Source organism: Synechococcus sp. W55.1 (genome assembly GCF_047461655.1).
GTDB lineage: Bacteria > Cyanobacteriota > Cyanobacteriia > Thermostichales > Thermostichaceae > Thermostichus.
On record NZ_JANSHN010000033.1, the window covers coordinates 1 to 22,502 of the forward strand.

General features: G+C 59.1%; 20 protein-coding genes and 2 pseudogenes. 14 read left to right on the plus strand and 8 right to left on the minus strand.

What is annotated here, in order from left to right; genetic code table 11:
* The 3 genes and pseudogenes from NW816_RS13220 to secF all read left to right on the plus strand — a co-directional run.
* Positions 1-153: pseudogene (locus NW816_RS13220) on the plus strand (RNA-guided endonuclease TnpB family protein); the annotation flags it as partial.
* Positions 154-204: 51 nt separating this feature from the next.
* Positions 205-1,551 carry a protein translocase subunit SecD gene (gene secD, locus NW816_RS13225; protein WP_414409455.1) on the plus strand — a complete coding sequence of 449 codons (1,347 nt, stop codon included), beginning with the start codon at positions 205-207 and terminating at the stop codon, positions 1,549-1,551.
* Positions 1,548-2,549 (plus strand): protein translocase subunit SecF, encoded by a 1,002-nt coding sequence (secF, locus tag NW816_RS13230; RefSeq protein ID WP_414383366.1) that lies wholly within the window; start codon positions 1,548-1,550, stop codon positions 2,547-2,549. Before secD ends, secF begins: the two co-directional genes overlap by 4 nt.
* 73 nt (positions 2,550-2,622) lie before the next feature.
* On the opposite strand, the gene NW816_RS13235 is transcribed toward secF, so the two are convergent.
* The gene (locus tag NW816_RS13235; RefSeq protein ID WP_414409456.1) at positions 2,623-4,551 is read right to left on the minus strand and encodes an FAD-dependent oxidoreductase; all 1,929 of its coding nucleotides are present in this window, start codon (positions 4,549-4,551) and stop codon (positions 2,623-2,625) included.
* A 140-nt stretch (positions 4,552-4,691) separates the two neighbouring features.
* On the opposite strand from NW816_RS13235, the gene NW816_RS13240 reads away from it, so the two are divergent.
* The 3 genes from NW816_RS13240 to NW816_RS13250 all read left to right on the plus strand — a co-directional run bounded on the left by NW816_RS13240 (position 4,692) and on the right by NW816_RS13250 (position 7,950).
* Positions 4,692-5,924 (plus strand): argininosuccinate synthase, encoded by a 1,233-nt coding sequence (locus NW816_RS13240; RefSeq protein WP_414409457.1) that lies wholly within the window; start codon positions 4,692-4,694, stop codon positions 5,922-5,924.
* A 331-nt stretch (positions 5,925-6,255) separates the two neighbouring features.
* On the plus strand, positions 6,256-7,452 hold the full coding sequence (locus NW816_RS13245; RefSeq protein WP_414357747.1) for an ImmA/IrrE family metallo-endopeptidase: 1,197 nt from the start codon (positions 6,256-6,258) through the stop codon (positions 7,450-7,452).
* A gap of 9 nt (positions 7,453-7,461) precedes the next feature.
* The gene (locus NW816_RS13250) at positions 7,462-7,950 is read left to right on the plus strand and encodes a hypothetical protein (RefSeq protein WP_414409458.1); all 489 of its coding nucleotides are present in this window, start codon (positions 7,462-7,464) and stop codon (positions 7,948-7,950) included.
* 15 nt (positions 7,951-7,965) lie between these two features.
* Here NW816_RS13250 and ahcY read toward each other — a convergent pair whose 3' ends face one another.
* Complete coding sequence (gene ahcY, locus NW816_RS13255) at positions 7,966-9,246, minus strand: adenosylhomocysteinase (RefSeq protein ID WP_414409459.1); 1,281 nt, start codon at positions 9,244-9,246, stop codon at positions 7,966-7,968.
* A 73-nt stretch (positions 9,247-9,319) separates the two neighbouring features.
* Here ahcY and ruvX point away from each other — a divergent pair, with 73 nt between their 5' ends.
* Both ruvX and NW816_RS13265 read left to right on the plus strand, forming a co-directional pair.
* Positions 9,320-9,832, plus strand: a complete 513-nt coding sequence (ruvX, locus tag NW816_RS13260) for a Holliday junction resolvase RuvX (RefSeq protein WP_414409460.1) — start codon at positions 9,320-9,322, stop codon at positions 9,830-9,832.
* Between the two features lie 130 nt (positions 9,833-9,962).
* Entirely contained in the window at positions 9,963-11,180 is a 1,218-nt protein-coding gene (locus tag NW816_RS13265; RefSeq protein ID WP_414409461.1) for an NAD(P)/FAD-dependent oxidoreductase, read from the plus strand.
* Here NW816_RS13265 and proC read toward each other — a convergent pair.
* The 5 genes from proC to speB form a co-directional block, all read right to left on the minus strand.
* Positions 11,177-11,980, minus strand: coding sequence for a pyrroline-5-carboxylate reductase (proC, locus tag NW816_RS13270; protein WP_414409462.1), 804 nt, complete (start codon positions 11,978-11,980; stop codon positions 11,177-11,179). The genes NW816_RS13265 and proC overlap by 4 nt on opposite strands.
* A gap of 5 nt (positions 11,981-11,985) precedes the next feature.
* A complete protein-coding gene (locus NW816_RS13275; RefSeq protein ID WP_414409470.1) occupies positions 11,986-12,564 on the minus strand; it encodes a cell division protein SepF in 579 nt (192 codons plus the stop codon).
* 578 nt (positions 12,565-13,142) lie between these two features.
* A complete protein-coding gene (locus NW816_RS13280) occupies positions 13,143-13,826 on the minus strand; it encodes a YggS family pyridoxal phosphate-dependent enzyme (RefSeq protein WP_414409463.1) in 684 nt (227 codons plus the stop codon).
* Between the two features lie 111 nt (positions 13,827-13,937).
* A complete protein-coding gene (locus tag NW816_RS13285; protein ID WP_414357741.1) occupies positions 13,938-14,138 on the minus strand; it encodes a hypothetical protein in 201 nt (66 codons plus the stop codon).
* Positions 14,139-14,313: 175 nt separating this feature from the next.
* Positions 14,314-15,231, minus strand: a complete 918-nt coding sequence (gene speB / locus NW816_RS13290; RefSeq protein ID WP_414409464.1) for an agmatinase — start codon at positions 15,229-15,231, stop codon at positions 14,314-14,316.
* Positions 15,232-15,423: 192 nt separating this feature from the next.
* Between speB and NW816_RS13295 the strand changes: the two genes are divergently transcribed.
* The 6 genes from NW816_RS13295 (at position 15,424) to NW816_RS13320 (ending at position 22,289) form a co-directional block, all read left to right on the plus strand.
* The gene (locus tag NW816_RS13295) at positions 15,424-16,176 is read left to right on the plus strand and encodes a DUF561 domain-containing protein (RefSeq protein ID WP_414409465.1); all 753 of its coding nucleotides are present in this window, start codon (positions 15,424-15,426) and stop codon (positions 16,174-16,176) included.
* Between the two features lie 340 nt (positions 16,177-16,516).
* On the plus strand, positions 16,517-17,251 hold the full coding sequence (gene rph, locus NW816_RS13300) for a ribonuclease PH (protein ID WP_414409466.1): 735 nt from the start codon (positions 16,517-16,519) through the stop codon (positions 17,249-17,251).
* 246 nt (positions 17,252-17,497) lie between these two features.
* Positions 17,498-18,739: a response regulator gene (locus tag NW816_RS13305; RefSeq protein ID WP_414409467.1), complete on the plus strand. Its 1,242-nt coding sequence runs from the start codon at positions 17,498-17,500 to the stop codon at positions 18,737-18,739.
* A gap of 604 nt (positions 18,740-19,343) precedes the next feature.
* On the plus strand, positions 19,344-21,062 hold the full coding sequence (locus NW816_RS13310; protein WP_414409468.1) for an ABC-F family ATP-binding cassette domain-containing protein: 1,719 nt from the start codon (positions 19,344-19,346) through the stop codon (positions 21,060-21,062).
* A gap of 13 nt (positions 21,063-21,075) precedes the next feature.
* Positions 21,076-21,714: a riboflavin synthase gene (locus tag NW816_RS13315; RefSeq protein ID WP_414409469.1), complete on the plus strand. Its 639-nt coding sequence runs from the start codon at positions 21,076-21,078 to the stop codon at positions 21,712-21,714.
* An 11-nt stretch (positions 21,715-21,725) separates the two neighbouring features.
* Positions 21,726-22,289: a shikimate kinase gene (locus NW816_RS13320; RefSeq protein ID WP_414374890.1), complete on the plus strand. Its 564-nt coding sequence runs from the start codon at positions 21,726-21,728 to the stop codon at positions 22,287-22,289.
* A gap of 126 nt (positions 22,290-22,415) precedes the next feature.
* Here NW816_RS13320 and NW816_RS13325 read toward each other — a convergent pair.
* Positions 22,416-22,502 (minus strand): annotated as a pseudogene (locus NW816_RS13325) (photosystem II protein D2); the annotation flags it as partial.

Consider the following 22,502-nt stretch of genomic DNA (forward strand, 5'->3'; position numbering starts at 1 on the left):
GAAGGGGATGCGGATTTGAATGGTGCGAATGTGATTGCGCTTTTGGGGGCTGTCGTAAACCAGCCTAGAGGTTCGGGCTTGTTTTGTTCTCTGGTAGAGCATAACAGGCTCAGGGCTACTGAAAGCCCGCGCTACACTGCTAAGGCGGTGTAGGGTCGGGTAGTTTACATCGAGTCTGCCAGCGTTCCTCGTTCTTTCAGACCTATGACCCAATTCTCAGCTTCGTGGCTCAGTCGGCTCTCCTTTTTGCGAGGGCTGATCTTCATCTTGGCCGTGGTGGTTGCCCTCGTTTACTTGGGCTTCAGCCGGGAGGTTCGCCTTGGCCTTGACCTCAAGGGAGGAACCCAGCTCACGCTACAAGCTGTGCCCACCGAGGAGGTGCCTGAAATCACCCCCGAAGTGATGCAGGGGGTAGAGGCCGTCATCCAGCAGCGGATCAACGGGCTGGGGGTGGCTGAGCCTCTGGTGCAGATCAGCGGCCAAGACCGCCTGTTCGTGCAGTTGCCGGGGGTGGCGGATCCGGATCGGGCCATTGCTCTCCTTGGAGATACAGCCCAACTGGAGTTTCGCAAGGGCTTGGTTCCCGTCGGCGCGCTGCCCCGCAACGAGCGGGGAGAGATAACAGCGGGGGAGGATCCGGATACTCTGTTTGAGCGGGTCGGTCTCACCGGGGATCTGCTGCGCAATGCCTATCCCCAAGCCCCTCGCCGCGGATCCCAGAGTTGGGAGGTGCTGCTGGAGTTCAAGCCGGAGGGGGCAGAAAAATTTACTCAGCTCACCCGAGATCTGGCCGGAACAGAACGTCCATTGGGCATTTTTCTGGACGACGTGTTGATCAGTGCCCCGATCGTGGGGCCGGAGTTTGCCCGCACCGGCATCACCGGCGGGACGGCGGTGATCACGGGCAATTTTACGGTGGAAACCGCCACTGACTTGGCGGTCAAGCTCAGGGCAGGAGCGCTGCCGGTTCCCATTCAGGTGATTGAAAATCGCACTGTCGGGGCCACTTTGGGGGAAGTGAGCGTGCGCCGCAGCCTCTATGCCGGGATCGGGGGCCTGGTGCTGGTTTTCGTCTTTATGGTGGCCTACTATCGCCTGCCAGGGCTGATTGCGGACATTGCTCTGCTTATCTACGCCCTCTGTACCTTTGCTCTCTTCCAACTGCTGGGGGTCACCATGACTCTGCCGGGGATCGCCGGCTTTATCCTCAGCATCGGCATGGCGGTGGATGCCAATGTGCTGATCTTCGAGCGCATCAAAGAAGAGTTGCGGGCCGGCAAATCCATCTACAAGTCCATTTCGGAAGGGTTTAACCGCGCCTTCAGCAGCATCCTGGACAGCAATGTGACTACCCTTTTGGTCTGTGGCGTGCTTTTCTGGCTGGGGATGGGACTGGTGAAAGGGTTTGCGGTAACCCTGGGCATTGGCATTCTGGTGAGCTTCTTTACGGCCATCACCTGCACCCGTAGCCTGCTCTTGGCGGCGATGGGGATCCCCAGCTTGCGCAAACCTGAGTTTTACGGCGTTCGGATGGAGGCGGCCCAATCATGACGGCTCAAGAGCTATCCCCCGTAGATCCCGCCTCTCGGTTGCTCGACTATCGCTTCGACATTGTTGGACGGAGCAAGCTGTGGTTCAGCTTGTCCTTGGCGGTGCTGCTGGTGGGGCTGGTCAGCATGGCCTTTTCCCTGGCTTCTCTGGGAACTCCCCTGCGGCTGGGGTTGGATTTTTCCGGCGGCACCTTGCTGGATCTGAGCTTTGAGCGGCCTGTCACCACCGAGGAGCTGCGACGGGCGCTGCAGGAACACAACCTGGGGAGCAGCATCATTCAACTGGACACCCAGACGGGCCAGGAAGCCCTGATCCGCATGCCCCCTTTGTCGGAGACGGAGCGCTTGGCCGTGGAAGCCACCCTGCGGCAGGAGATTGCTCCCTTCGAGCGCAACCTGGTGGAGACAGTGGGCCCGACGGTGGGTCGTCTGCTCCTGCGTTCCGGCATCGTGGCCGTGCTCATCTCTTTCGGCCTGATTGTGGTGTATCTGGCCCTGCGCTTTCAGTGGGATTACGCGGTGTTTGCCATTGTGGCGCTGCTGCACGATGTAGTGTTGACGATAGGGCTATTTGCCCTTTTGGGCCTGACGGTGGGCATGGAGGTGGATAGCCTGTTTGTGGTGGCGCTGCTGACCATCATCGGCTTTTCTGTCAACGACACCGTGGTCATTTACGACCGCATCCGCGAAAACCTCCGCCTGGTGAGCCGCAAAGTCAGCTTCGCTGAGGTGGTGAACCTGTCTCTAAATCAAACTTTCGCCCGCTCCTTGAATACCACCCTGACGACGATGCTGCCCTTGGTCGCCATCGCCATTTTCGGGGGAGCTACCTTGAAGGGGTTTGCCATTGCCCTGCTCATTGGCTTTACTTTGGGGGTGTATTCCAGCATTTTTATCGCCAGCCCCCTGTTGGTGTGGTGGCGGCAGCAGCGCTATGGCAAAAGTAGCGAAGATGCCCGCGCAGGCAGGGATCCCGATTCACTTCCCTCTGAGGGCTAGGGCCCCGATATCGGAAAAATTGGGTCGATTGGGTGGGGATCTGTCGTTCGCGCTGAGACGGTGTCCTCTGGGTTCACCATTGCAGTCTTTGCCCATGGGAGATCAGGTAGCGCTGTAAATCGGCTATTTTGCCTTGCGGTACGATCTGAGCTGGGATCAGGCCGGGAGCTTGACTGCGCAGCCAAGCCACGGTCAGGCCTGCTGCCGAGCCGATGGTCCATTCACCGTAATGCACGCGGGTGGCGGCGTTGACAATGTGGCTGACGGCGATCCCTTTGCCGCCGATGAGCAGGTTATCCACCTTCTGCGGGATCAGGGCTTCCAAGGGAATGAGAATGGGACGGACGGAAAACTCGTTGACTGGCGCGGAGCTGGCCGACAGAGATGGCTCCCAGTTGCGGTAGCGACAGCCGTGGATATCGATGGCGTAGTGGGTAACCCCCACCACGGTAGGTCTGAAGTCCCGCCCCCCGGCGGTGCCGACGCGAATATCCTGCTCCAACATCAGGAACTCTGCTTGGCCGTAGGCAGCTCGCCCCAGGATGCGCCGACCTTCGCGGATGTAGGGGTAGAGGCTAAGGCCAGAGCGAGTGCCCAGCAAGGACTCTTCGGCAAACACCAAGGAGAGGGGATAGCCAGAGCGGGATTGGGTTTCCATCAGCCACTCGGCAAACAGCAGGGCGTGGTTTTCTCCATCTTTGATGGCTGAGACATCCAGGCCCCCCAGCCAGTTGTGGCGCTGCCCCGAGGCCACCAGCCGCTCTTCCGTCAGGATCAGGGGCGGGTTCATGATCCCCCAATCGTTGCCGCGGTTCCAGTTCACCAGCGTCAGGTCGCCTGGAACAGGCGTGCTGTAGAAGGGATCCCGGCGACCCTTGCTGACGATGCGGCGGTAATTGAAAAAGCTCTGGCCGCTGAAGGTGGGGAAACCTTCCATGTCGAACTCGCGGCGGTGTTCGGCGCGGGAATAGCCTGGTTGCAGTTGGGCCAGCTCTGCTCGGGAGCGACCGCCATCGTCGTGGATGGCCAGCACGAAGGGAAAGGCAAAGGCTTGAGTGCACTCCGGGTTGCTGGCGGGGGCGGCATTGGGCTCTCCGGTCACGTCTCGCCCTTCCGAACCCAGCCGATAGGGGATCCCGGCCCAGCCCACCAGCTCGCCGGTATCGGTGGCATCGATAACAAACAGGTTGCGGCCTGGTGGTGCCTGCAGCCTCAACACCCGTTTGGCAAAAACTTCCGTCTCCTGCCAGCCATACCAGCTCACCAGCTCCCGCCACAGCCGTCCCGGTGGCACAAAATCGGGATCCCGGGGTTGCCGCTGCACAGCGTAAATGCTTTCAATCTGGGATCCATCGGCGCTGAAGGTGGCCCCCTTGAAAGCCGTTTGGGTAGCCCAGCGGCTGTTGGGGGCATTTTGAGCTGCCTGTTGCAGCCAGGTTTCCACCGCCTGCAGCCCGGCCTGGGGCGGAAAACACAGCCCTCCCACCCAGCAGCTGTTGATCTCGGATACGCGGGTTCCCGGCGGGATCCCTGTCCAGGCCGGCAGATGCACCGGCTGGCTTTCGATCAAGGCCTTGAACTCCAGCCAGTGGCGGGAAAAATTGCCCCGCTGCCGCATCGGCAGCGATTCATCAATGGCCGATACCCCCTGGGAGGTAATCTGACCCCCCAGCCAAGGGGTGAGCTCGATGAGACAGGTCTGCACCCCCCCTCGCATGGCATGGCCTGCCGCTGCCACCCCTCCCAGGGATCCGCCCACCACCACCAGCTCGCACTCCCAAATCTCGTCCGGCTGCGGCAAGGGATCCAACAAGGGCCAACCGTGGGCGGTAAAACGGGGCACCTCCGGCTCGGAGACGGCAACAGGGGATCCCACCTCTGGCTGGGAGAGGGCGGCAAACCCCATCCCGGCCACAAAGCTCAGCAGCGACAGGATCCCCAGCCCCACAGTTCGCTTGGGCTCAGATCCCCGGCACGCCGCAGCCGTCTTTTTGCCAGCCATGCTCACTCACACCCCCGGCCTTTCCCCGGCAGGAGAAATCCCCTTGAGAATAGCTGAGGAAACCGACATTGAGGCCAGCCAGGATCCCTGCCACAGGGCATAATGGGCTAGCAACTTTTTAACGGCAACGGCGGGATCCCATGGGACGGGCAAAGAAGGTGGTATTGGCCTATTCAGGCGGGGTGGATACTTCCGTCTGCATTCCCTATCTCAAGCACGAGTGGGGGGTGGAATCGGTGGTGGCCCTGGCAGTCGACTTGGGGCAGGGGGCGGAGCTGGAGGCCATTCAGGCCAAAGCCCTCAGGGCGGGGGCAGAGCAATCTCTGGTGCGGGAGGCTGTCCAGGCCCTCATTACCGACTATGCCTTCCCGGCCATCCAGGCCAACGCCCTCTACGAGCAGCGCTACCCCCTTTCCACGGCCCTGGCCCGACCCCTGATTGCCAAGCTGCTGGTGGAAGTGGCGGAAGAGGTGGGCGCCGATGCGGTGGCCCACGGCTGCACCGGCAAAGGCAACGACCAGGTGCGCTTTGATCTGGCTATTGCTGCTTTAAATCCCCAGCTCAAAGTGTTGGCCCCTGCCCGCGAGTGGGGGATGACCCGCGAGGAGACCATTGCCTATGGGGAGCGCTACGGGATCCCCATGCCCGTGCAGAAGTCCAGCCCCTACAGCATCGACCTCAACATTTTGGGCCGCAGCGCTGAAGCCGGCATCCTAGAAGATGCCGACCGGGAGCCGCCGGAGGAAGTGTATGCCCTCACCCGGCCTATTTCCCAGACACCCGACGAGCCCGCCTACGTGGAGATTGAGTTCGAGCAAGGGATCCCTGTCGGGCTGGATGGGCAGCGCCTTGGCCCCAAAGCCCTCTTCGAGCAGCTCAACTCCTTAGCTGGCCTGCATGGGGTGGGCCGCATTGACATGATCGAAAACCGCCTGGTGGGGATCAAGTCGCGGGAGATCTACGAGTGCCCTGCTCTAATGGTCTTGATCCAAGCCCACCGCGAGCTGGAAAGCCTCACCCTCACCCGCGATGTCATCCATTACAAGTACGGCATCGAGACCACCTACAGCCAGTTGATCTACAACGGCCTTTGGTACTCGCCGCTGCGGGAGGCTCTGGACGCCTTTATCCGCGCCACCCAGAAAAGCGTCACCGGTGTCGTGCGGATGCGGTTGCACAAGGGCCAGGCGGTCTGTGTGGGCCGTCGCTCTCCCTACTCTCTTTACAACCCAGAGCTGGCCACCTACGGGGAAGGGGATCAATTCGACCACCGCGCCGCCGAAGGCTTTATCTACATCTGGGGCCTGCCCACCCGTGTCTGGGCCCAGGTGCACCGGGGCCACGACTCCCATCCTGGCCTCAGTGGTGATTAAGCACTCCTGCGTGGTCGTTTAGAGGCTTTTGAGGTTCTCAATGGAGCAACAATGGGCTCTCTTCTCCGGATTGCCTGAGCAGATTGGTGGGCCTTTGGCTAGCCTGTCGGAGTCGAAATCAACTGATTCTCAGGTTAAGGTGAGACCCCTGGGCCATTGATCGCGCCAGCGGGACGGAGTCCTTGAAAAGCCTTCTGGCCCCGTGCAGTCAACATTTTAGGTGTGGGTACAGCGGCCTAGTTTGAGTCGAAATGACCATAAACACCCTGAAAGCCTGCCGATGAACACCGACTGCCTTTGGGTTACTACAGTGGAGCACATCGTGCTGCCTATGATCAACGTTGGTTACATCCAGTTACTCCGCGAATACAAGGGCTTAAGCCAGGCCGATCTGGCTAACAAAGTTGGGCTGCCCCTGCAGGCCATTGCGGCCTGTGAGAAAGGGGAGTGCATGCCCTCCATTGGTCAGTTGGCTGCTGTTGCCCGTGCGCTGGGGGTGCCGCTTGAGGTCTTCTTCGAACAAAATGCCGCTTGTCCCCCACCGCCCGACTGTGATGGTCAGGCCAAGTCCAAGGGATCCATCCCGCCAGCGCAGACGGAACCGACTCTGTTATTTAGAGCAGATGACCCAAAAGTTCTCACCCCCGCGCTCAAAGCTCTGGTGCTTAAGCGAGCCCTAGCCTATGCCGAGATCGAGGAGGAGATTGGTGAGGTTGCTGTGTCACCGCCCCAAATGCCGGTGGAGACCTATGATCCGCATGCAGTGGAGCGCTACGCTGGGGACGTGCGAGACTTTCTAGGGGTAGAACATGCTCCTCTGGGAGATGTCATTGCCCGACTTGAGGAGCGCGGTTTGAAGATCCTCCTGACCCCCCTGCCAGCCCGTGTCAGTGGGCTCTCAGCTTACACCGAGTCGCTTGGAGCAGTTATCGTCGTCAACGACAATCACCCTGTTGAACGGCAGTTTTTCACCGCTCTACACGAGTTGGCTCACCTCATCTGCCATCGCCAGGACTTCGCGCACCCAGAAAAGGCTGTGGATGGCAAGCTGTTCGTGACAGCGGTGCGGAGCACTAGGGAGAAACTCGCCAACCATTTGGCCGGGGCAGTGCTGCTGCCGCGTGACGTCCTTGAGCGAGAACTTCAGGCATTCCGCCACCGCTGGGTTCCTGAGGCCATGCTGCTTGACCTCAAGCTCCGCTACGGCGTCAGCATGCGAACTGTCCTGGTGCGAGCCGCTCAAATTGGTATCATTTCTCGCAAGCAATGTGGCCAACAGATCGGTGTACTGAACAAGAAATACGGAAAAGACAAAGAGCCGCTTGAGCTACGGCGCGAGTTTTACAACCCGGCTTGGCAGAACGACCAGAGCCAACTGCCCAAATCCCGCCTTGAGCGGCTGGTGTTTCAGGCTCTCTCCCTTGAGGTTGTGAGCGCTTCCCGAGCTGCAGAAGTGCTGGGGGTTTCAATGGAGTATATCCGCAAGCGAGCTTCGTTTTGGTGGTCGAACGGCGCAAGTGCTCTTTAGCAGCCCCTAATGACCTTGCTTTCTGACGCCAACATCCTCATTGACTTCGCCAAGGTTGGGGGGCTGGAATCCTTAGCGAGGTTGGCAAGTCTGGAGGTGCTTGACGTGGTACTGGCAGAAGTCGATGACCCTTGCAAGTCCCAGGTTCTTGCTTTGGGCGTGCAGGTTGTCCAGGTGCAGGAAACGTGGCTTCCAGAGGCAATGGTTCTGAAGGAAAGTGGGTTGTCGATAGCTGACGCATTGTGTCTTCACTACTGCCGTACCAGCAGCTCTACGCTCCTCTCCAACGATGGCCGGTTGCGCAGAGCTTGCGCGGAGAGCGGCGTTGTCGTCCACGGCAGCCTTTGGGTAGTGTGTGAGCTCTATAACCAAAAGGTTTGTCTGCCGGAGGTACTGTGCAACTGGCTGGATCGCTGGGAGAAGGAGTTGAAAGCTCGCCTCCCTGCTGACGAGTTGGCCCAGGTGCGACAGGTTTTAGGATGTATCTCAGGTTCGTAGCGCCAGCACCCACCCTCAAGTCCCGGCAGTCCAGGTGTTGCCGTACTCGATCTGCTCGGGGGTGAGGCTGTCGATTTGGATCCCCATGGCCTTGAGCTTGAGGCGGGCAATGGCCTCGTCCACTTCTGGGGGAATGGGGTGCAGCCCCGGAGTCAACCGGCCCCGGTTTTTCACCAGGTATTCGCAGGCCAGGGCCTGGTTGGCAAAGCTCATGTCCATAACGCTGGCAGGGTGCCCTTCGGCAGCAGCCAGGTTAATCAGCCGGCCCTCCCCCAGCACCACCACTGACTTGCCCGATTGGAGACGATATTCCTCGACAAAAGGCCGCACCGTCTGTCGGGAGACCGACCGCTCCTGCAGCGCCACCAGGTCGATTTCAATGTCAAAGTGGCCGGCGTTGCAGACCATCGCCCCATCCTTCATGCGGTCGAAGTGCTCGCCGCGAATGACGTGCTTGTTGCCGGTAACGGTGATGAAGAGATCCCCCAGAGCAGCGGCTTCTTCCATAGGCATCACCCGGAAGCCGTCCATCACCGCTTCTAGGGCCCGCACCGGGTTGACTTCCGTCACAATCACCTGGGATCCCATGCCGCGGGCCCGCATGGCCACTCCCTTGGCGCACCAGCCGTAGCCAGCCACCACCACCGTCTTCCCGGCCAGAAGGATGTTGGTACAGCGCAGGATCCCGTCCAGGGTGGATTGGCCGGTGCCGTAGCGGTTGTCGAACAGGTGTTTGGTCTCGGCGTCGTTGACGGTCATCACCGGGAAGCTGAGCACCCCCGCCTTGAGCATGGCCCTAAGGCGCACCAGGCCAGTGGTGGTCTCTTCCGTGGTGCCGATGAGCTCCGACAACTGTCCCTGCCGATGCTGCACCAGCTCTGCCGTCACATCTCCGCCATCGTCTATGATCAGGTTGGGGTGGTGATCCAGGGCAATTTGCACGTGGCGGCGGTAGGTGGCTACATCTTCCCCTTTGAGGGCAAACACCGAGATGCCATAGTCGGCCACCAGGCTGGCGGCCACATCGTCCTGGGTGGAGAGGGGATTGCTGGCAATGAGGACGCTATCCGCTCCCCCTGCTTGTAAAGCCAGGGCCAGGTTGGCCGTTTCGGTCGTGATGTGGCAGCAGGCCACCAAGCGCAGCCCGGCCAAGGGCTTTTCTTGGGCAAAGCGCTCCTGGATCTGAGCCAGCACCGGCATCTCCCGCGCCGCCCACCCAATCCGCTGCTTGCCCAGGGGGGCGAGGCTCAGATCTTTCACTTCATGCTTCGGGAGAGACAGGGTAGCGCGGGTCATCGAGTGTTGCTCCAAACAGGGTCATCGAGAGAGGATAGGCGAACGAGAACCGAAAGCCCAAAAGGGCAGCCAGATGTCGATAAGCCTGAACCATTCTGCCACAAGGGATCCCTTTTCTGCGCTGGGGTTGGATGTGGGCAACCGTCGCATCGGCGTGGCCGGCTCCGATCGGCTGGGGCTGTTGGCCACCGGCTTGGGGGTCATCCAGCGACGATCCCTCTCAGAGGACATTGCCCAAGTCCAGGAGTGGATCCGCCGTCGCCAGGCCACCGTGGTGGTGGTGGGGATCCCCCTTCTGGCCGATGGCTCCCTGGGATCCCAGGCCCGCAAAGTCCAGCGGTTTGTGCGCGCTTTGCAGGTGGCCGTGGATCTTCCCGTTGTTACCGTCAACGAATACCTGAGCACCGTGCAGGCGGAGTGGGACCTGCGCGAGGCGGGGATCCCGGCCAAAGCCCAGAAGGGGTTAATCGATCAGCAGTCGGCGGCAGTGATTCTCCAAACTTGGCTGGACGAGCGACGGGCTTCCCCGTCGGAAATGCCGGGCTGGCAGAGCTGGGACAACACAGACTACGCTGGAGAAGTCTAGCCGGGAAAGTTCAAGTCAGTTCCAATCAAAGGTGGGCTGTCCCTCGTCGGCTCATCCGCGCCGGCGGGGTGTGATTTTTAAGTCGGGGCCTTTCGCGCAGCTTTGATAACGTCACGTGAACCATCCGAGCATGAATCGCATTTGCATTCTTGGGGGCGGCTTTGGCGGGTTGTACACAGCTTTGGAACTGAGCCGGCAACCCTGGCCAGAACCACCCCAGATCACCTTGATCGACCGGCAGGAGCGGTTCGTCTTTGCCCCCCTGCTTTATGAGCTGCTCACCGGAGAAATGGAAGACTGGGAGGTGGCCCCCCGTTTCCAAGATCTGCTGCCCCCAGAATCGGTGCAGTTTCGCCGGGGATCCGTCCGGGCTATCGACCCTCAAGCCCGCCGAGTGGAGCTGGAAGATGGGCAAAGCTTGGAGTATGACGCGCTGGTGCTGGCGCTGGGGGGAGAAACCCCTCTGGAGAGCGTTCCGGGAGCGGCAGAGTTTGCTTTTCCCTTTCGCACCCTGGCAGATGCCCAGCGGCTGCGCGCCCACCTGAAGGCGTTAGAAGAGCGGGATCCGGCTCAGCCTGTGGCTCTGGCCATTGCAGGAGCAGGGGCTAGTGGCGTGGAATTGGCCTGCAAATTGGCGGATCGGCTGGGCTGGCGGGGACGGATCCGCCTCATCGAGTTGGGATCCCAAATCTTGTCCGGCTTTGCTCTCTCCAGCCGGGAGGCGGCCCAAGAGGCGCTGGCCCAACGGCGGGTGCAGGTGGAGTTGCAAACCAAGGTCTTGGGCATCGAGGCCCTTGGCGAGAACGGCGCCCCTCCCTTCCATCTGCAGCTCCAGCGACTGGAGAGCCAGGAGATTGCTACGGATCTTGTGGATGCTGTGCTGTGGACTGTCGGAACCCGACCGGCAGCGGTGATTGCCAATTTGGATCTGCCCAAAACGGAGCGGGGACGGCTACAGGTTTTGTCCACCCTACAAACCCCCACCTTCCCAGAGATCTTTGCCTTGGGAGATGCAGCAGCGGTGGTGGATGCGGAGGGCAAGCCGGTGCCGGCCACAGCCCAAGCGGCTTTTCAACAGGCCGGTTATTGCGCCTGGAACCTGTGGGCTTTGCTCACCCAGGAGCGGCCTCTCTTGCCCTTTCGCTACTTTTCTCTGGGGGAAATGCTCAGCCTGGGGGTGGATACGGCGGTGCTTTCTGCCCTTGGCGGCCTCACACTGACCGGCCCCCTGGGCTATTTGGCCCGGCGAACTGCCTATTTGGTGCGCCTGCCCACACTGGAACACCAGCTCAAGGTGGGATGGAATTGGATCACCCGCCCCCTGTGGCAAGGGCTGCTGGCCCGCTAGGATCCCCGCAACTGGCAAGAGCGCTCGTAGGCCGCCCGCACCGCCTGCATCAGAGCTCCTCGCACCCCCGCCTGTTCCAAGGCTTGGATCCCGGCGATGGTCGTCCCTCCTGGGCTGGTGACCCGATCTTTGAGAATGGCAGGGTGCAGATCTTCCCGCTGCAAGAGGGCAGCAGTACCCGCCAAGGTCTGCACAGCCAACTGGGCAGCGATGGGACGCGGCAGACCCACCTGTACCCCTCCATCGATCAGCCCCTCCAGGATGACCGCCAGATACCCCGGCCCGGAACCCGAAAGTGCCGTCACCGCATCCATCTGGCTTTCGGCCACCGTCACCACCTCGCCCACCGCGCGAAACAGCTTTTCCACCTGCTCCACCTGCGCAGGCGTCACCCCTGGCCCGTAGCTGATGGCCGTTATGCCCGCCCCCACCAGCGCCGGCGTGTTGGGCATCGTGCGCACCACCTTTTGCTTGGGAAAAGCCTGCTGCAACTGCTGCAAGGGGATCCCGGCCATAATCGAGATCACCAGCTCTGTAGCAGCCAACTGGCCCATTTCTGCCACCACCGTCGGGAAGACCTGTGGCTTGACGGCCAGAAACAAAATCTCAGACTCTCCCGCCTGGGAGGGATCCGCCAGCAGCCGAATGCCCAGCTCCTGCTGCAGGGCCACAGCCTTGTCCAGATCGGGCTCCCGCAAAGCCATCTGAGCTGCAGGATAAACTCCCACAGCCACCCAACGCCGCAGCAGGGCGGATCCCATGGCTCCACCCCCGATAACACTCAGCAGCGGTCGCTCCATAACGACTAGTGCTGGCCCACCGCCTGCAAATGCTCATAGCTGCTGGGCCAGAGGGGGGTAGGGCTTTGCAAAGGACGCTGCAGCGGCTGCACCACTTGGCTACTGGGGGTGGAAATCGTTACCGTGCTGGGGGTGAACAAAAAAATGTTTTCGCCAATGCGCTCTTGATGGCCATCGATGGCGTAGGTGCCACCGGCAACGAAATCCACAGAGCGCTGCGCCTCGGCGGGATCCATCAGGGTCAAGTTCAGGATCACCGTCTTGCGCTCCCGCAGGTACTGGATGACCTGAGCCATCTCGTCAAAGCTGCGCGGCTCCATCACCACCACCTCACTACTGGGTTGGTTTACGCCGGGTAATCCAATCACGTTGCTCCCCATACTGCCCCCCGCCAAGCGATCCCGATGTTGACTGCGCCGATGGCCCCGCGACTCTTCTCGACCGGCAGAGCCTTCCCCTGCTTCCACTCCCCGTTGCCGCCGCCCCCGCGGAAGGGTACTCGTCGTTTCCTCCTCTTCAGGGGGAGCAGCCGGTTGGGAACGGCGTCCCTCGTAGAGCAGTTGGTAATCATCCTGCCCTTCCATTTCAGGGTACTCCTCCAGGCCGTCCACGGGATCGTTCAGGCCCACAAAATCTCTCACCCTGCTCCAAATTCCATTGACATTCATATGCACATCCTCACTACAGGTCATGGTTTGCGGCGAGCGCAGGATTCAGTCTCTTGATGGGATCTTGAGTGGCTCACTCAAGCTGGCGGGCATCCTTAATATTTTTGGTTAAAGTTTTTCAAGGGGCTGAGACAGGGTTTGCTCAGAAAGCTGCCGAAGCGAGTGGGGGCTAACGCAGGTTAACAAAACCCCATTGATTCGACGAGTAGAGTTTACCCAGAAGAAGTGAAGATGTCATCCCGCTTGCCAAGCCGTTGCTGGGCAGGAGCGAACTCTGCTCCTCGTCTGGATTGAGCACATATTAACGGAAGTAACGCAAATGATTGCAAATTTCCCCAAAATTTCCCCAATAGGGCAAATCCTGGGCGGGATCCCCCCGCTTTTGATCGAGCCAAGCCAAACTCTCGCCCCGAAGGTACCCCGCAGGGCGACTCCGGAGTTCGCGGCTTTACACAAAATTTAATCACAATTTAACAGCTTCACAGAGGCCACATCTATTTCCGCTCGGCGTCGGCAAACAAAGCACGCCCCAGTCGGATCAAGTTAGAGCCTGCTGCCACCGCCAGGGGGTAATCGTCGGACATACCCATGGAGAGGGTGTGCAACTGCAGATGCTCGTAGCCACTGCGCTGGATGTAATCGGCCAGTTCGGCCAGCTTGCGAAACAGCTCTAGGGCCGCCTCTGAGCTCAAGCCCAAAGGCAAAATGGTCATCAGGCCCACGATTTGCACCTGCAGCAGTTGGTTCAGTTCGGGCAGGCTTTGCAACAGATCGGGGATGGGCCAGCCAAATTTATTGGGATCCGGAGCCAATTTAACCTGCAGGCAAAGCTTGGGGGTGAGGTGCAGCTCCCAGGCTTTTTGGTTGATCAGCTTGGCCAGGCGCAAGCTATCGACGCTGTCGATCCAGGCAAATTGCTTAAGGGCCGGTTTGACTTTGTTGGTCTGCAGATGCCCGATCAAGTGCCAGACGATATCGGCCAGATCTTGCAGTTGCCCTTGTTTGACGGCGGCTTCTTGCACTCGACTCTCCCCAAAGTGGCGGATCCCGGCCCGATAGGCGGCGCGGATGTGGTCGGCACTGTAGCCTTTGCTCACTGCCATGATCTCCACATGGTCTGGGATCTGGGATCGGATGGCCTGAATGCGGCTGTGGATGAGCTGCTCGTCAAGGGGCATCGTCAGGTCAGCAGGCCGGGGATCTCTATCCCCATTCTCGTTCCAATTGGCAACAATGCTCTGGGATAGATTTTTGCAGAACCCAGAGCCAACGGGCTGTCCGCTACCGCTTCAAGGCATACGTTCTCCCAGCGGTTGCGGCTTCAGCCCCGTCAGGGAGTTGAACACCACGGCCCGTGTGCCGGCAGGCACCACCACCAAGCACTGCAGCCAGGTGGCCAAGAGGAGCAGCACCAGTGCCCCGCCCACCAACGGGATCCAGAACCCAGTGGGAAGTTCCAAAGCAGGACGACGGGGATGGACCGATTTCACCAAGAAAACCCGGCGCGGAAGCCCCCAGATCTATCTGTGGGGAGAAGCACCGCCCTCCAATCCAAAACAGATAAACTGCTACCATGCAGCAAACCCTGACCCTAGTCTGTAAACTGGCTCCCACTCCAGAGCAAGCAGCCAAACCAGAGGATCCTCGGCCAAGCTCTTCTCGAGCTTAACCCAAGGCCGCAGCCAAGATCTGGTAGGCCAGTTTGGCGACGGTGAAGGCACTGCGGCGATCGGTTTCCCGTTCCCCGGTGACCGACAGCTCGACCACATCGGCGCCGATGATTTGCCGTTGCTGTCCTAGTGCCCGAATCAGCTCCACCGTCTCCCACCAGCCCAAGCCGCCAGGTTCGGGGGTACCGGTGGCTGGCACAACAGCGGGATCCAGCCCATCCACATCCACCGTCAGGTAAACCTGGGGGCCCAAGGTGGCGATCACCTCTGGGATCCACTCCTGGGCCGGCTTGGCGTGCAGGCTGTGGGCAAAAAAGGTGTGCAGACGGCGCTCGCGAATGGCCTGGCGGTCTTCGGCGCAGATGGAGCGGATCCCCACTTGGGTGAGGCGGCTGCCCACTTGCTCCACCACGCGGGCCATAGCAGAAGCATGGGAATAGCGGGATCCCTCGTAGCTATCTCTCAGGTCGCAGTGGGCGTCGATTTGCAGCACGTGCAGCTCCGGATAATGGGGCAGGTGGGCAGCAATCAGCGGCCCGGTGATGGAGTGCTCCCCACCGATGGAAAGCAGGAACCGCCCCGGTCTCACCCACTCGGCAGCGCGACGCTGGATTTCGGCCATAGCCAATTCGTGGGCGGAAGATCCCAGACCCTCCAACTCCACCGGCGGTGCCGTCCAGTAGCGGGAGATCTCTTCAGAGAAGTCGGGGTGGAGAGCCGGCTGGCGATCCCGTACCTCGTCGTAGATCTCCACATAGGCAGAAGCCTGCAACAGCGCCTGAGGGCCTTTGGCGGTGCCTTTGCCATAGGAGGTGGTGGCCTCGTAGGGGACGGGCAGGAGAATCGCTTGGGCCATCTCCGGATCCGGCTCAGGCAGGCCTAGGAAGGGGAAAGGGGAGCGGTACATGGTCATTTGCAAGAAGGGATCCCTATTGTATTGAATTGCGGCAGGTTCAAAAGACTGGGATGCTCAGCATGAACAAAGAGGGATCCCTTGTGGGATTGAGGCAAACCCTCTAGACTGAGCAAAGGCTTCTCCAAGCCTAGCTTTAGCAGCCGTTTGTTTTCACTCCTCTTGGACTCCATTTCAAAAGCTGACGAGCCTATGACCACTGCCTCTCACGCCGCTCTTTTCGACGCTCTGGCCCAACGTCGGGCCCTCAAGATCATCAGCGGTCTGCAAAACTTCCACCTGCAGTCGGTTCTGAGCATTACCCGCGCTGCCCAACAAGGTGGGGCCACCTGGGTGGATATCGCTGCCAGCCCCGAATTGGTGCAGCAGGTGCGCGCCCAGATCGAGCTGCCCATCTGTGTGTCGGCGGTGGATCCGCAGCAGTTGGCCGCAGCCGTACAGGCAGGAGCCGACATGGCCGAGATCGGCAATTACGACAGCTTCTACCCTTCGGGCCGCCTCTTCTCCGCGGCGGAAGTTCTGGAGCTCACCCGCCGAACCCGCTCTCTCCTGCCCCGCACGCTCTTGTCGGTAACCGTTCCCCACACTCTGCCTCTGGATCAACAGGCGGAATTGGCCGAGAAACTGGAGGATCTGGGAGCTGACCTCATCCAAACCGAGGGCAGCACCAGCGCCGAGCCGGTTCATGGGGGATCCCTGGGCCTGATCGAGAAGGCTGCCCCCACCCTGGCCGCCGCCTATGAAATTAGCCGTGTGGTCTCGGTGCCTGTTATCTGCGCTTCCGGCCTCTCAGCGGTAACGGTGCGCTTGGCCATCGCTGCCGGTGCCTCAGGTGTAGGGGTGGGCAAAGCCGTCAGCCGCCTCCAGGATGAAGTGGCCATGGTGGCTCAAGTGCGGGCGTTGGTGGAGGCCCTGGGGGGATCTCGGATCCCTGCCCTTGTCTAGGTTTGATGGGTGAAAGTTGACCCTCCTGCGCCAGCATGCACTGGTGCGTTTTTTTAGGTTCTCCGAGATAAGCAGGGAAAGGGAATCAGCAGGGCGGCTGAGGGTTGAGATGGGCCGCCTGGAGTTTTGCTGCTCACAAGTGCTTTGCTTTCTTCTGCCTAGAGGTGGCATACCCGGCGCGGTTGCCCTACTTGTCATCCTTGCCTTCCCAGATCAATTCCGTCCGCATCCGTTGCACAGTCAGACCGTTGCCCAAGTCATATTCTGCAGAGATTCCAAGTCCTGAGCCGCACTGGGCAGACATGGTTGACAATGCGAGGGATCCCTCTTTGAACTGCCCATGAGCTGGCAACGCCCAGATAATCGCACGGCTGCTCAACTGCGCCCAGTCTCCTTTGAGCGCCACTTTACCCGCTATGCCCCTGGCTCGGTGTTGGTCAAGTTCGGCCATACCCATGTCCTTTGCACCGCCAGTGTAGCCGAAGAAGTTCCCCCTTTTTTGCAGAACACCGGCCAAGGCTGGCTGACGGCTGAGTACCGCATGTTGCCCGGAGCCACGCAACAACGACAGCCGCGGGAGATGTTGAAACTATCGGGTCGCACTGCCGAGATCCAACGGCTAATCGGGCGAAGTCTGCGCGCCGCCTTGGATTTTCGCAAGCTCGGATCCCGTACCATCACCGTCGATGCCGATGTGTTGCAGGCCGATGGCGGCACTCGCACCGCCGCGATCACAGGGGGGTATGTGGCCCTGCACGACGCCATCACTTGGCTGTACAAACAGGGGCTGCTGGATCCGGCCCAGGGATCCCCGCTGCGGCAGCAGGTGGCGGCCCTTTCGGTGGGAATTGTGCAGGGAGAGGTACTTGTGGATCTGTGCTATGTGGAAGACAGCCAAGCCGAGGTGGACATGAACATTGTTATGAACGAGCAGGGATCCTTCATCGAGATCCAGGGCACTGCCGAAGCCGCCTGCTTCAGTCGCCCGCAACTGCTACAAATGTTGGAGATGGCCCAAGCCGGGATCCAAGAATTGCTCCAAGCCCAACGGCAGGCTCTCAATTTAGAAAGATAGAGCCATAGCCGGACCCTAGCCTTGCAATGGTAATCCTTCAAGGCACTGCATATGGGATTGCATGGGTGTATATCCTGGTTGGCAAAGCGGTATTCCCTTGCTGTAAAGGAATGGCCGGGAAAGCTAAGATCAGCCAGTTGTTAAAATAAGTGAGCTCTCTGAAGCTCTCCTTTCGACGGTTTGAGCGTGTGGCTGAGGTGAATCGCTGCTCATTTGGCCTGAAGAAGTTGGCCCGGAGAACGCTGCATGTCCCGTTTTGTGTTCGGCTCGGAGGAACTTGCGCCACTGCTCAGGCAGCAAGGTTGGCGGTTTACCACTGGATATCTGCACATTCACCTCAAGGGACTGGATCCCTCTGAGGGTGCGGAACCCTGGGTGTTGACCTACTACCACGGCAGGCTGCTTTTTTCTGCCGATCAACCCCTCAACACGCAAATCCTGCTGAAACGACTCTCCCGCTTTATTCCTCGCCTCAACTTGGAATGGCCACAGCGGGCCATCTCGGTGGTGCAAGAGCGCTTGATGAAAGACCATTCCTTACCTGAGCTGCTGGAGGCTATCACGCAATTGGGCCTGCTCAAGCCGGGGGAGCTGGAAGATGCCCTGTGGCTCAACCTGCTTACCGATTTCGACCGCTACCTATTCGAACGGGCAGGCACCTGTTACTTTGAGGTGCAGGAGCAGGTCGCCCAAGAGGCCCCCATTGGCGGGTTTGAGTTGGAGCCGCTGCTGCAAGAAGCCGCCCGGCGCCACGATCGCTGGGCAGATTTGAAGGTGGCGATCCCAACCCTGTTGGCGGTGCCGGTGGTCAATTGGGAACGGGTCAACCGCTACCGCATCACCGATGAGCAACGACAGAAGCTCCACGCCCTCACCAAAGATGGCCAGTCGCTGGAGGTGATCGCCAAGAAGCTGTGCCGGGATCGGCTGGAGGTGGCCAATCTCTTTGCCTCCTGGGCGAAAAAAGGTTTGGTCAGCCTACAAACACCCCAAGAGCTGCTGCAGACCAAGCGCCACAACCCGATAACCATCTTGGCGGTGGACGACAGCGTGGTGATGCAGGAAATCCTACGGCAGTATTTGCCCAACTATCAGGTGATTACAACGGGCAACCCCGCCGAGGTGCTTCCTTTGTTGTTTCAGCATCGGCCCCACCTGTTGTTGATGGATATCGCCATGCCGGGGATCGATGGTCTAGAGCTTTGCCGCATTGTGCGCAGCTTAGAAGAGTTTAAGTCCCTTCCCATCCTGATGGTTACCGCTCGCGATGGTCTGCTGGCCCGCATCCGCGGCAAATGGTCGGGGGCAACCGCCTACTTGACCAAGCCCTTCAACGAAAGTCAGCTTAATGCAGAGGTGAAGCGGCTTCTGGCCCAACAGCCGCCTGCCCACAGACAAAATCCTCTGTCGGTTCAGGGAGGCAGAACAGGTCATCCTGCCCTGTTTCAGGGATCCCCCCGTTCCCTCGAGGATCAAGCCAAGGCGTAGTGTCCTTCTGAGTTGATCCCCGTCGCCATTGGCTTTCCTGTCAAAATCAACAAAGGTTTTATGTTAGATAAGAAGTCAACTCAAGAGACCATAACTTGTCTGGGCTGACTGCTAATGTCAATGGATTGATAGCTCATTAGGACATGCCCAAAAGAGAAAAATAGGTTGCCGGGGATTTCAGAAACAAGAGACGAAGTAAGCATCCCATACACTGAAAACTTATCCGATCAACCTTCCTCATTGTCATCACGACCAGCTACTTCAATCTCTCTCAGGAACTGGCTTTTCCCCGCTGGCATTAGAGGTCGTTTAAGCCTTAGAGAAGCCTCACAAGGCTTCTGGCAAAAGAGTCCATACTAAGGGTACCGACAAACAAGCCCTGAAGACATGAAAAAAGATCGAACAGGGTTCAGCAGGCACTTCTGAAGGCAAACCAGAAATATTAAACGCTGTCGTGGATCCCGGCAAGATCAATGAGAGGGAGAAATCAAGCAGAAATTGCTCAGGATCCATGGACAGGGATCCCAAGAATACGTAAAATCGAGTAAAGAATGTAAAGAAAACGCCACACTTCTCCAATTGGTCCCGATCCCCAAGGAGCATTATGCTGCGACTGGAACACATTAGCAAAATCTATCCCACCGGTGAGGTGCTCAAGGATGTGAACTGGGAAGTTAAGCCTGGGGATCGCGTCGGCCTAGTGGGAGTAAACGGGGCCGGAAAGACCACCCAGCTCAAGATTATCTGCGGGCAAGAAGAACCGACCAGCGGCGAGGTGATCCGCCCCGCCAACCTGCGCATCGCCTATCTCACCCAAGAATTTGGAGTGGATCCCGCCCGAACGGTGCGAGAAGAGTTCTGGACAGTCTTTCAAGAGGAAAACCGCATTCACCAAGAAATTGCCCAAATCACCCAACAGATGGAGCAGGCGGACGCGGACACGTTGGAAACCCTTTTGCGCCGTCTAGATCGTCTACAGCGCCAATTTGAGAGTTTACATGGCTATGAACTGGAGGCGCGTATTGAGAAAATCCTGCCGGAAATGGGGTTTGAGCCGGAGGACGGGGATCGGTTGGTGAGCGCCTTCAGCGGCGGCTGGCAGATGCGCATCAGCCTGGGGAAAATCCTGCTGCAAAAACCCGATTTGATGTTGCTAGACGAGCCGACCAACCACCTAGACTTGGAGACCATTGAGTGGCTGGAAAACTACCTCAAGAGCTTGATGATCCCCATGGTGATTGTTTCTCATGATCGAGAGTTTTTGGATCGGCTTTGCACCCAAATTGTGGAGACGGAGCGAGGAGTTTCTACGACATACTTGGGTAACTATTCTCAATACCTACTCCAAAAAGCTGAACGGCGAGAGGCACAACAAGCTGCCTACGAACGTCAGCAAAAGGAAATTGAAAGGCAACAAACCTTCATCGATCGCTTCCGGGCCAGTGCCACCCGCAGCACTCAGGCCAAAAGCCGCGAAAAACAACTGGAAAAGATCGAGCGGGTCGAAGCGCCCATTGGCGACGTGCGTACCCTCAAGTTTCGCTTTCCCCCTGCTCCCCGCAGTGGTCGCGAGGTGGTGAAGATCGAGAATTTGACGCACATTTATGGAGATAAGATTTTGTTTTTGGGTGCGGAGCTGTTGATCGAGCGTGGGGATCGCGTCGCCTTTCTGGGGCCCAATGGGGCAGGAAAATCCACCCTGCTGCGTCTTATCACCGGCCTAGAGCAACCTACCGAGGGATCTGTGAAATTGGGAGCACACAATGTGATCCCTGCCTACTTCGAGCAAAATCAAGCAGAGGCTTTGGATCTGAGCAAAACCGTCTTGGACACCATCCATGACGAAGTGCCCGACTGGAAAAACGAAGAAGTGCGCACGCTGTTGGGTCGCTTTTTGTTCAGCGGCGACGCCGTTTTTAAGAAAGTAGCGGCTTTGAGCGGGGGAGAAAAAGCCCGCTTGGCGTTGGCGAAAATGCTACTTCAGCCGGCCAACCTACTGATTTTGGATGAGCCCACCAACCACTTAGATATCCCGGCCAAAGAGATGCTGGAAGAAGCTTTACAGCATTACGATGGCACGGTGATCCTTGTTTCTCACGACCGCTACTTTATCTCAAAAGTGGCCAACAAGATTGTAGAGATTCGCAACGGAGAGTTGGTCGCCTACCAGGGCAACTATCACTACTATCTAGAAAAGATCGCTGAAGAGAAAGAGAAAGCCCGACAAGAGCAGATTGCTGCCGAAAAAGCGGCCAGAGCCGCTGAAAAACGGGCTAAGGAGCGAGAAAAACAAAAAGCCAAAAAGGCAGCCGGCAAAGCTTAAGGAGAGCAGAGCTATGTTTACGGGTTTGGTGCGCAGTCTCGGTACAGCCCAGTTGTTCAATTCTTCACAGCTACGGGTCACCTGTCCCCAGTTGCAACCTCAGTTGGCCTATGGAGATAGCGTGGCGGTGGACGGCCTTTGCCTGACGGTGGTGGAGATTCTGCCCGATGGATTTTTGGCCGATGTTTCGCCGGAAACCCTGCGGCGCTCGACTTGGGGCCAGGGATCCCTCGGCCCGCGCACAGTCAACCTGGAACCGGCGCTGCGGGTAGGAGACAAGTTAGGGGGGCATTTTGTCAGCGGCCATATCGATGGGGTGGGGCAACTGTGGGATCAAGCCGCCACTGGCAACGCCTGGGAGCTGAGCTTCAAGGTTCCTGAAGAGATCGGGCGTTACATCGTACCCAAGGGCAGCGTGGCGGTGAATGGGGTGAGCTTGACCATTGCTGAGGTGCGCCAAGGGGGCTGCTGGTTCAAGGTGGCTGTGATCCCCCAAACCTACCGCGAGACCAACCTTTCTCAGCTCCAAGTTGGGGATCCCGTCAACATAGAGGCGGATATTTTGGGCAAGTATGTGGAAAAATTGCTGGGCTTGCTGCCCCCCGAGAGCAGCGTTTCTCTGGAGTTTCTGGCCGAGCATGGCTATATCTAGGTACCTTTCCCATGATCCACCCCGAGGAAGTTGAGCGCCTGCGCGGCGTAAATGTTTATCTCATTGGGATGATGGGCAGCGGCAAATCCACCGTGGGATCGGAGCTGGCAGCCCAGTTGCGCTTTCAATTTTTCGACACCGATGGTCTGGTGGAGCAGGTGGGGGGTTCTTCCATCGCTCAGATCTTCGCCGAGCATGGGGAAGCCTACTTCCGGGATCTGGAGACGCAGGTGTTGGCCCAGTTGAGCAGCTACACCCGGCTGGTGATCGCCACAGGCGGCGGCATTGTGTTGCGCCCCAAAAATTGGAGCTACTTGCACCATGGCCTCACCGTTTGGCTGGATGCGACCCCCGAGCTGATTTGGCAGCGGCTCAAGCGGGATCCCGGCCAACGCCCTCTGCTGCAAACCCCCGACCCCCAAGCTGCCCTGTACAAGCTGATGCAAGAGCGAGAGCCGTTCTACGCCCAAGCCGATGTGCGGGTGCCCATCCGGTCAGAAACTAGCCCGCCCCAGTTGGTTGAACAGATCTGGCAAGCCATTCGCGCCCGCTTGCGAGATGGGATCCCTTCCTAGCCACCTCATGCCCATTACAAAAAACAAAAAGGGATCCCTTGGGGGATCCCTGAACTCTTCAATACTCAAGTGGATTACTTAAGATTCGCCGGGAGCGGATCCCTGACGAGACCAGAACGGCTTCCTTTAGAGCGCATTGCCGCGGGGGAGGACTTCTTCAGGGAACTCAAAGCGCTCATGGGGCTGGTCCTGCGGCGCCATCCAGGCCCGAAT

Bases quoted from the DNA above. Each gene is read 5' to 3' on its own strand.
- secD (WP_414409455.1), top strand. From the start codon at position 205: ATGACCCAATTCTCAGCTTCGTGGCTCAGTCGGCTCTCCTTTTTGCGA.
- secF (WP_414383366.1), top strand. From the start codon at position 1,548: ATGACGGCTCAAGAGCTATCCCCCGTAGATCCCGCCTCTCGGTTGCTC.
- NW816_RS13235 (WP_414409456.1), bottom strand. From the start codon at position 4,551: ATGGCTGGCAAAAAGACGGCTGCGGCGTGCCGGGGATCTGAGCCCAAG.
- NW816_RS13240 (WP_414409457.1), top strand. From the start codon at position 4,692: ATGGGACGGGCAAAGAAGGTGGTATTGGCCTATTCAGGCGGGGTGGAT.
- NW816_RS13245 (WP_414357747.1), top strand. From the start codon at position 6,256: ATGATCAACGTTGGTTACATCCAGTTACTCCGCGAATACAAGGGCTTA.
- NW816_RS13250 (WP_414409458.1), top strand. From the start codon at position 7,462: ATGACCTTGCTTTCTGACGCCAACATCCTCATTGACTTCGCCAAGGTT.
- ahcY (WP_414409459.1), bottom strand. From the start codon at position 9,246: ATGACCCGCGCTACCCTGTCTCTCCCGAAGCATGAAGTGAAAGATCTG.
- ruvX (WP_414409460.1), top strand. From the start codon at position 9,320: ATGTCGATAAGCCTGAACCATTCTGCCACAAGGGATCCCTTTTCTGCG.
- NW816_RS13265 (WP_414409461.1), top strand. From the start codon at position 9,963: ATGAATCGCATTTGCATTCTTGGGGGCGGCTTTGGCGGGTTGTACACA.
- proC (WP_414409462.1), bottom strand. From the start codon at position 11,980: ATGGAGCGACCGCTGCTGAGTGTTATCGGGGGTGGAGCCATGGGATCC.
- NW816_RS13275 (WP_414409470.1), bottom strand. From the start codon at position 12,564: ATGGAAGGGCAGGATGATTACCAACTGCTCTACGAGGGACGCCGTTCC.
- NW816_RS13280 (WP_414409463.1), bottom strand. From the start codon at position 13,826: ATGCCCCTTGACGAGCAGCTCATCCACAGCCGCATTCAGGCCATCCGA.
- speB (WP_414409464.1), bottom strand. From the start codon at position 15,231: ATGACCATGTACCGCTCCCCTTTCCCCTTCCTAGGCCTGCCTGAGCCG.
- NW816_RS13295 (WP_414409465.1), top strand. From the start codon at position 15,424: ATGACCACTGCCTCTCACGCCGCTCTTTTCGACGCTCTGGCCCAACGT.
- rph (WP_414409466.1), top strand. From the start codon at position 16,517: ATGAGCTGGCAACGCCCAGATAATCGCACGGCTGCTCAACTGCGCCCA.
- NW816_RS13305 (WP_414409467.1), top strand. From the start codon at position 17,498: ATGTCCCGTTTTGTGTTCGGCTCGGAGGAACTTGCGCCACTGCTCAGG.
- NW816_RS13310 (WP_414409468.1), top strand. From the start codon at position 19,344: ATGCTGCGACTGGAACACATTAGCAAAATCTATCCCACCGGTGAGGTG.
- NW816_RS13315 (WP_414409469.1), top strand. From the start codon at position 21,076: ATGTTTACGGGTTTGGTGCGCAGTCTCGGTACAGCCCAGTTGTTCAAT.
- NW816_RS13320 (WP_414374890.1), top strand. From the start codon at position 21,726: ATGATCCACCCCGAGGAAGTTGAGCGCCTGCGCGGCGTAAATGTTTAT.